Below are 7,768 nucleotides of genomic sequence, written 5' to 3' on the forward strand. Positions count from 1 at the left end.
ACAAGTTCCTCCTTCGCCCTCGTCGCGATGCTTTCGCCATATTTATGCAGCGTCTCGCGGTCCAACCGGCTCTTGTGACCGCTGGCATGGATTCCCTCATGGGCAAGGGTCGCATAGAAAGCGTTGCCGCTGGTGAAACTCTCGTAAAGCGGCATTGTGATGCGATCGGCCTGCTCATTATAATAGGCCCCGCCCTCCTGCTCGGTGATCGCCACGCCATAGGCGGCGAAAGCCCGATCAAGGTCAGCGTCGCGCTCGTCCCGGTTCTGAATGACCGGCTCCGGGGTGGGATATTTGCCCTCGGGAAGCCCCTCGATCTGCTCGACGTTGAAAACGACATAGCGTTTCAGGAAGGGGATACGCCGCTCGCCTTCGCCATCGGCAGGGCTGTCCTCGCCGCCCTTCGGGGTGAGGCTTCCGGCATAGACAACCATCGAGCCGCGCTCGCCCTTGCGGACGTTCCCACCAAGCTCCAAAGCCTGCTTGAAGGTCATCCATGTGGGATTGCGGTAGCCGCGCCGCATCGCCTGCGACCAAAGCAACAGGATATTGATGCCCTGATAGGCTTCGCCCCCGTGACGCCGGGGCAAGGTCGCCGCTCCACTCGTCCACGACGGGGACCAAGGACGGCAACCGCTTTCCAGCAGGGAAATGATATGGTCCGTCACCTCCTGATAGATGTCCGCCCGCTGGGTGTTGCTGGGGGTGCTGCGCTTCATGGTGTTTCCCTTTCTGGAATAGAGCCGAAGGCGATGGCTCACATCGACTTCTGGCCCTCGCCGAGAGCGGGGGGTGAATGGGCAAATGGGGCCGATCGGGGGGGAGGGGGATCGCCCGCCCTGCACAAGCCGCAGGCGCGGAAGGGTGGGGAGACCGCCCCGGTCGCCAAGCGGAGCGCGTCACGCGCGGAGACGGTCCAGCCCTTGCACAGAGGGGGGCGGCGCCCCCTTCATGACGGCGGCGTCAAAGCGCCGCTGCGGAGGATCAGGCCGAAGGCCGGCAGCTCGATCGGCGCGGCCTGGTCGCAGCGAAGCGGAGACCAAGCCGACGCCCGCGGCCCCGCTCGGGAGCCGCCACTATCGGCGTCGAGATCCGCTGTGCGGATCTCGGGCATTGGATTTCACGCGAGGATCGTCACCTCTGGCCGAAACCGCTTTGCGGGTTCGGTCGCAGCGAAGCGGCGATAGAGCCGTGGCCGAAGGCCCGCGCCCGACTACTTCTTGGGATGCGATGTTTCGACAGGCGCGGCCGACGACGACCCTTGGTGCGGAGCAATTGCATGGCCGATGCCAACCAGCACCAAGATCACAGCACCGAAGCGAAGCGTCTTCTCAATGAAGCGCCGGCCCTGCATGTGGCCGTAGGAATTAAAGACCTCCACGCCATATTCATTCCGGCGATTGAAGGCAGCTCGCCGCGTGAACTTCCACAAGACGATGCCGGCCAGGATCAGCAGAACAGGGATGATCGTCACGACACGGCTCCTTCCGATGACTACCTATCATCATTTTGCGCTGACGATAAGGCAGCGCACCTTGATCGGCGCGCACCTGGTCGCGGTGCCGATCGAAGGGACGCGCCGTCGCGCGTTCACGGCATGGTGTCGGCTCGATGCCGATCAGCATGGCGGGCGGGTTTGCGGAACGAAGCAAAAAAAGGGAGGGCCGAAGCCCTCCCGCTGCTCATTTGATGAGCTTGGCGAGTATCGGACCCGCCAGAGACGCTAGGCTGATGACCCCGAGCATGATGCTGAGGATCGTAAGCTGCGTTTTCAGGCCGTCGATCTTGCTCTCCAGCGCCTTGTTCTGCGCTTCCAGCGCGGCGTTCGCTTCCTTGATCTTGAGCGCCATAAACTCCTCTAGCTGCTCGACGACCGCCGTAGCTTGGTCATCACCTACCTTGATTGATTTCAGAGCCTTAAACAATGTCACTTGCATCCTGTTCTCCTTATCGTTGACGAACAGGAGTGTCGGACCATGGGCGCGTAGCGGCCCCGGCGGTCAGGGACCGCGAAGCGGCCGCGACAGCGGGCAACGGGGGAACCGAAATCCGCAGGATTTTGGGGGGACCGTTGATCCTTGACGGTCGGGGCTGAAACCCATGGTAAAATGCCAACTGTCGTAGAGAAGGAATATTCCCACCACCGTCGCCACGCCCTGCCTTCACCGGCCGCAGGCCGGTCTGGACAGGAGCTGCTGCGCGGCACGCGCGGCGCCGATTGCCGCGCCGCACCGGGGCGGCCCCCTTCCCAAGGGATCGCGGCCCGAAGGGCGAAGCGCGCGAGCGATTCCGCGCGGCCCTGGCCGCGTGCGATCCCGGCGCTGCCGGAACGAAAGGGGCGGGAGACTTGGGTAAGCCTCCCGCCGCACCATGATTGACCGGGGTTGTTTTCGCCTTCCCCCCGGTCGACCTAACTCTATCACGCCTCTCGCGTGAGCCAAGCCAGTTGCTCGCCGATGCCCATGCCCTCCATCGGCACGCTCGCCCGCTGGGCGATGCTCGGCCAGAGGGGATCGCGGTAAGTCCGCCCTGCGAGGACGATCAGCGGAGCGCGGGCGTCCACAGCGCGGGCCAGCTCGTCCAACACACGGGCGCCCCATAGGCGGCGCGCGCCAGCCCCCATCGCGCCAAGGGTGACATCATACGGCTCGATGACGGCGCTGGGGGCGATCAGGCCATGCTTGGCCGAAAGGATCAGCCACGGGGCGCCGGTGCGCTCGACATGGGCGCGGGCCTTGCGGAACCAAGGGGAGGCGTAGAGGTCGCGCGCCTCAGCCGCGTGGTCCAGCTTCGCGGCGACGCAGGCGACCAGATAGACGGGGAGCGGGGCGGGCGCTGTCTCGAGAACGGTTTCCGGCTCAAGGGCGCTTTCCGGGTCCATGTCGCCGAGCCATGGCGACACGGCCCATTTCGTCATGTCGCTCATCCACTTGTTGCTGATCGGCTTGCGCTCGGTCGCGTGGCTGATGGTCGGGCCTCCGAATAGATCGGGCTGCTCGCCTATGACGTGAACGGGTGGGATATAGCGGGGTTCGCGAACGCAATGGCGGGCCATGGTGGTGCCTCCGTCATCGGGAATGAAGCGGGGGGCCTAAGCCCCCCGCCGTGGATCAAGCGGCTTCGTCGATCTGCTCGTGATCGTCGTCCTGATCCTCATCGTCCCCAAACTCGTCGCCCTCGTCGTCTTCCTGTTCCTCCTCCTCGACGGGCAGAGGGGGCACGTTGCCGCTCTCCATGAAGTCGGGAAGCCAGTTCACGGCCTCGGCAACATCATCGGGATGAAGGCCGAGCAACTTGGCGTCCTGATCGTCGCAATTCGCGATGCGGGCGCAGAAGGCGGCGGTTTCGTTCCCCTTCATGCCCTTGGCTCGATCCGCCAGCCCCCAAGTGTCGAGAAGGGCCAGACGGGCCTTGTTCGAGAAGGTGGAGAAAAACGCCTCATCCAGTTCGACGGCATCGCGCCAACGCCCGAAACCCGGCTCCGCCTCGATGCAATTGGCAAGCTCGCGGACCATGCGGGGGGTGCGGCCCTCGGCATAGACCGATGTGGTAGCCAAGAGCATGTGTCCGGCGATCATGGCCGTCACCTTGTTCTTCTCGCTCGCGGGCAACTGACGGAACAGAATGAAGCCTTCGATGGGATCGCGCGTCGAAACCCACGCGCTCGATGCCAAGCCCTCCTTGGTGGTCAGCCATGCGGCCCGTTCGGGGCGGCTCCCGACAAGATCGTGAATCTTGGTCGTACCGTCCTCGTCATGCGTCAGGTCGTTGATCCCCTGATGCTCGCCATGGAAATAGACCGTATTCCCATAACCCGGCGTCGGGGTGAGAATGGTGCGGGCTTGCGAGAACAGCATGAAGTCGAGCGCAAGCGACGAACCCGCGCAAGCCGACTGCATCAACTCGGCCCGGATCATGTCGCGCCGGATCAGCATCATCACCTGCATATTGTCCTTGGACAGCCCGAAGCGCGCCCGCTCGGCCTCTCCCGGTGTCGGCTCGGGCTTGGGTCCACGCTGCCCGGTCGCCCCCTTGGGCAATTCCGCGCCCTTGGCAGCTCGATCCGCGAACCAAAGCTCGACGTCGAAAGTGCCGTCATTCTCGATGGACGCCACGGCCACGACCGCGCCCTTGCTGGGCAGGATGACGGTGCGCTGCGCGTCCAGCTCCGCCATCTCGGCCGTCAGTTTCTCGAAAGCCTCCTCCTGACCGGGCAGCGGCTCGTCATCCTCACCGATCATCGCGGCAAGGCGCTTCTCCATCGACGCATAGGTTTTCGCGGTAGCCTTGGGCAACGCGCCCCGCTTCTGCTCCCGGATGCGAAGTTCATGGTCGGTCGAGAGATAGCCATATTGCTTGATCTGCGGCGGGGAAGCGGCCCACGAAAACTGCAGGTCGGCAAGGCCCCACTTCTCGCCGAGCATCCGGCCATTGCGGACGATGTTATGCTCGTACCGATCCTTGTCCTCCTCGACGCGCTGCTCTGCGAGGTCGCGAAGCACATCGGGATTCTGGACGATCCCCGCACCATCCTGCGAAAACAGGTCGGCCTCGAAATCCCCGCCCGCTGCGCGATAGGCATCGACGCCGACATAGCGCATGAGCTTCGTCAATTCGTGGTCGCCGGAGTTCATCGCCTTGCGAATGGCATTGGCGTTCTTCTCGTGAGGCCGGGTCGCCTGCTGCTCCAACTGGCGATAGACCGCGATCTGTAGCGAGCGATCCTCGGTCGCGGCATATGCCTGCGCCTCGGCGTCCCCGATCTCCCCGGCGCTGTAGAGGTCCATGATTTCCGGGTGAAGATTGGCGATCCGCATGATCCGCGCGGTTCGGGCCACATCATAGCCGAACATCGCCCCCAGCTCCTCTAGGGTTGCTTCGGGGCGCTCGGCCCGAATGGCGGCAAAACCCTTATAGACATCGGGTAGCGACATCGCCTCGCGCGCGCGGTTCTCGGCCATGCTGATTTCCGTGACCTTGCTCAAATCATCGACCTTCATGCACGGAAAGGTCATGCCCTTCCGGCTCGGATCGGCCTCGGCCAGCGCGGTGAGAAGACGGCGACGGCGATCCCCGGCCACCACCTCATACCCCCCGGCCTCGCGAGGGATAACCACCATCGGCTGAATGAGACCGACGGACAGCAGCGAAGCGGAAACCTCGGCATCGCTCGCGGCGCTGGATGGCTTCTTGCGGACATTGAGGTCGCTGCGATGAAGCTGATCGACCGTCAGATGCAGGATCGTGGGCTTGGAAGTCTTAACCATGGTGCTGTTCCTTTCTCTCAATGAAGCCGAAGGCGATGGCTCCATCGACTTCTGGCCCTCGCCGAGAGCGGGGGGTGAATGTGCAAACCGGGGCCGATCGGGGGGGAGGGGGATCGCCCGCCCTGCACAAGCCGCAGGCGCGGAAGGGTGGGGAGACCGCCCCGATCGCCAAGCGAGCGCGCGGCACGCGCGGGAGACGGTCCAGCCCTTGCACAGAGGGGGGCGGCGCCCCCTTCGATCCGCGCGCCGAGCGCGCGCCCGATCTATTCGACGGGGAGCGGAGAAGGGATCGGGACTATAAGCGCCGCAAGAGTCCGCCGCGCGGATCTTGCGCCATTAGCCGTGGAATGTGAGGGGCAGGGCCTTGCCCTGGGCGATCGTCACGGCAGCTTGATAGGCATCGAGCCGCCCCGCAAACTCGGCGCGCTCCTGCGGCGTCATATCGGCCGCGTTGGGGGCATCAATCAGGGCGTCGATCGCACCAGACAGCGCGGCACCTGGGCCGAGTTCCCCGGCGCAGTCCAGAATGAACAGCGCCCGAAGCATGAGGTCCAATGCCTCGCGCTGCGGGGCAGGCAGGACACGGCGCGCAACGATGGGTGGGACAGTCATGGCATATGGTCCCCATCAAAAAGAGGAGCATAGCGCAAGTTGGTCAGCCGATCAGTGAGGATCGTATCCATGCTGGATATTGAACGCGATAACCAGCAACGAATGAGGCCGGCGCTCCTCGGGGAGCGCCGGCCTTCGATTTTTTGCCGGAACCGCTGTCTATGCTCTGTCGCACCGTCACCCCGGCTTGCGGATTGCCAAAATGACGGTGTTGATGTTGGTTCCGGCGTGGGCGAACGATCCTTCGGGAAGGTCGTGCCACTTCTTCCAGCCCCAGGACGGCTTGCACTGATCGACGATCTTGTGGAGCGCGCGGTGCCGTGCATCCTCCCGAAACTCGGCGCGGGCGCTCATGACAGCGATCAGCACGCCCCCCGGCTTCAGGAAAGCGAAGGCATGGCGGACATGATCGCAATCACGCCCGCGATCAAAAGGCGGGTTCATGACGATGCGGTCATAGATCGGCCTCGGTTTGAGGCTGAGGAAATCTGCCTCGCGCACATCGCCGAAGCCGTGCAGGACGCGCAGCTCGTGCGCCATGCCCGGCTGTATCTCGATGCAGGCGACATTTCCGCCAGCCTCGCGCGCGGCCTTCGCCAGCATCCCGGTCCCGGCGCTGGGTTCCAGCACACCCATGCCCCGCCCGATCTCGGCGAGGCGGATAACCTGCGCCGCGACGGCATCGCTCGACATGAACGCGCCGAAATCCTTGGCGTGGGTCATGTGGAATTGCGGGGCATCGTCCGCCTCGGTGTTGTCGTAGGCATCGCCGATTGCTTCGCCATAATGCTCGGCGAGCAAGAGGTTCACCCGCTGCAAGAGGTCTTTGCGCTCGAACCACAGGTGCAGATTACCGTTCCCGAAGACGCGGACCCGGAAATAATCGCCCTCGATGACGAAGGGGGTCGCCTCGCGCGTATCGGTGATGCGGCGCGCGATGCTGGCGCTTTCAGGAACCGGCCCCAGCTCGTCCAGCTCGCGGAAAACCCGCTCGACATCGCGCAGAGTGTCCCGTCGATTATAGTCGGTCCAGTAGGACCGGCTGTCGCTCAAGGCGCGTTCAATGATGAGACGGCTGCCGATCTTGAAGCCATCATGCGAGCGAAAGCGCCGGTCCAGCGCCGAAAAGGTATTGGCGATGCCGCGCAGATAGAGGCCGCGCCGGTTCTCCCAAATATGGCCGAAGGTGTTGGCGCAATTCTCAGACGTGAAGGCGGGCGGCGTGTCGTTGATCCCCTTGTAGAACTCCTCTCGGGCCTGCCGGTCGAGAAGCTGGTCGAATCCCAGCGTTTCGAGAAGGTGCCGCCAGCATCGCCGATCCATGGCGACGGTGATTTTCGCGCGGAAATGGTCGCGTCCGCTGACGCTGCTGACCGCGCCAGTTTCCCGGTCGCGGGTGTTGTGCGGGGCGGCGCTATGGAACGCGCGCGTCAGGCCGCTATCGCTGTAGCGGTCATCCGCAGGAATGGGCAGGCTGATGCCCCCGGCGAAGCAAAGCCCATTGGCAGCATCGGTGAGAGCGTGGAAACTGTCGTAAGCCTCAAGCCATTTGGCAATCGCGGCGTCCCGGCCTGCGGTGATCTCGTCGATCTGGACGCGGTTCATCAATTCGTTGGTCATGCTTGATCCTTCGGGAACGGGGCGCGCAGGATCGGCCCGCGCGTGCTGGGTCAGTCGAAAATGGAAGCGCCGAAGCCGAAGCCTTCGGCCGCGTCCTCGATGGTGGTCACAAGGCCGTCGAAATCCTCTTCGGGGCCGAGCAGGTCCGCGATCTCGATCACGCGCGCGAGGTCCGCGCCGTGGTTGTCGGCGAGGTCGCGAAGATAGCCGTAGCGGTCGAACGCGCCGTCTTCCTCGTATCGTTCAAGGTCGATGGTCCGTTCGGCGTT

At 64.1% G+C, this 7,768-nt stretch carries 8 protein-coding genes; all 8 read right to left on the bottom strand.

Going from position 1 to position 7,768, the window contains the following annotated elements; all coding sequences use genetic code 11:
• Positions 1 to 719, bottom strand: a 719-nt coding sequence (locus STE01S_RS19290) for an ArdC family protein (protein WP_062770869.1), incomplete at its 3' end; no start/stop codon positions are given.
• A gap of 494 nt (positions 720 to 1,213) precedes the next feature.
• A complete protein-coding gene (locus STE01S_RS19295) occupies positions 1,214 to 1,474 on the bottom strand; it encodes a hypothetical protein (protein WP_017980882.1) in 261 nt (86 codons plus the stop codon).
• A 208-nt stretch (positions 1,475 to 1,682) separates the two neighbouring features.
• Positions 1,683 to 1,937 (bottom strand): hypothetical protein, encoded by a 255-nt coding sequence (locus tag STE01S_RS19300; RefSeq protein ID WP_017980881.1) that lies wholly within the window; start codon positions 1,935 to 1,937, stop codon positions 1,683 to 1,685.
• A gap of 482 nt (positions 1,938 to 2,419) precedes the next feature.
• A complete protein-coding gene (locus STE01S_RS19305) occupies positions 2,420 to 3,055 on the bottom strand; it encodes a DUF6884 domain-containing protein (protein ID WP_017980880.1) in 636 nt (211 codons plus the stop codon).
• A 55-nt stretch (positions 3,056 to 3,110) separates the two neighbouring features.
• Positions 3,111 to 5,267: a ParB/RepB/Spo0J family partition protein gene (locus STE01S_RS19310; RefSeq protein ID WP_017980879.1), complete on the bottom strand. Its 2,157-nt coding sequence runs from the start codon at positions 5,265 to 5,267 to the stop codon at positions 3,111 to 3,113.
• Positions 5,268 to 5,603: 336 nt separating this feature from the next.
• Positions 5,604 to 5,879, bottom strand: a complete 276-nt coding sequence (locus tag STE01S_RS19315; protein WP_017980878.1) for a hypothetical protein — start codon at positions 5,877 to 5,879, stop codon at positions 5,604 to 5,606.
• A 177-nt stretch (positions 5,880 to 6,056) separates the two neighbouring features.
• Positions 6,057 to 7,499 carry a DUF4942 domain-containing protein gene (locus STE01S_RS19320; protein ID WP_017980877.1) on the bottom strand — a complete coding sequence of 481 codons (1,443 nt, stop codon included), beginning with the start codon at positions 7,497 to 7,499 and terminating at the stop codon, positions 6,057 to 6,059.
• A gap of 50 nt (positions 7,500 to 7,549) precedes the next feature.
• A partial coding sequence (locus tag STE01S_RS19325; RefSeq protein WP_062770867.1) for a hypothetical protein occupies positions 7,550 to 7,768 on the bottom strand: 219 nt, incomplete at its 5' end.

It is taken from the genome of Sphingopyxis terrae subsp. terrae NBRC 15098 (assembly GCF_001598815.1).
GTDB classification, from domain to species: domain Bacteria; phylum Pseudomonadota; class Alphaproteobacteria; order Sphingomonadales; family Sphingomonadaceae; genus Sphingopyxis; species Sphingopyxis terrae.

Excerpts from the sequence above, each read along its gene's own strand:
- STE01S_RS19305 (WP_017980880.1), bottom strand. The coding sequence starts at position 3,055 with ATGGCCCGCCATTGCGTTCGCGAACCCCGCTATATCCCACCCGTTCAC.
- STE01S_RS19315 (WP_017980878.1), bottom strand. The coding sequence starts at position 5,879 with ATGACTGTCCCACCCATCGTTGCGCGCCGTGTCCTGCCTGCCCCGCAG.
- STE01S_RS19320 (WP_017980877.1), bottom strand. The coding sequence starts at position 7,499 with ATGACCAACGAATTGATGAACCGCGTCCAGATCGACGAGATCACCGCA.
- STE01S_RS19300 (WP_017980881.1), bottom strand. The coding sequence starts at position 1,937 with ATGCAAGTGACATTGTTTAAGGCTCTGAAATCAATCAAGGTAGGTGAT.
- STE01S_RS19310 (WP_017980879.1), bottom strand. The coding sequence starts at position 5,267 with ATGGTTAAGACTTCCAAGCCCACGATCCTGCATCTGACGGTCGATCAG.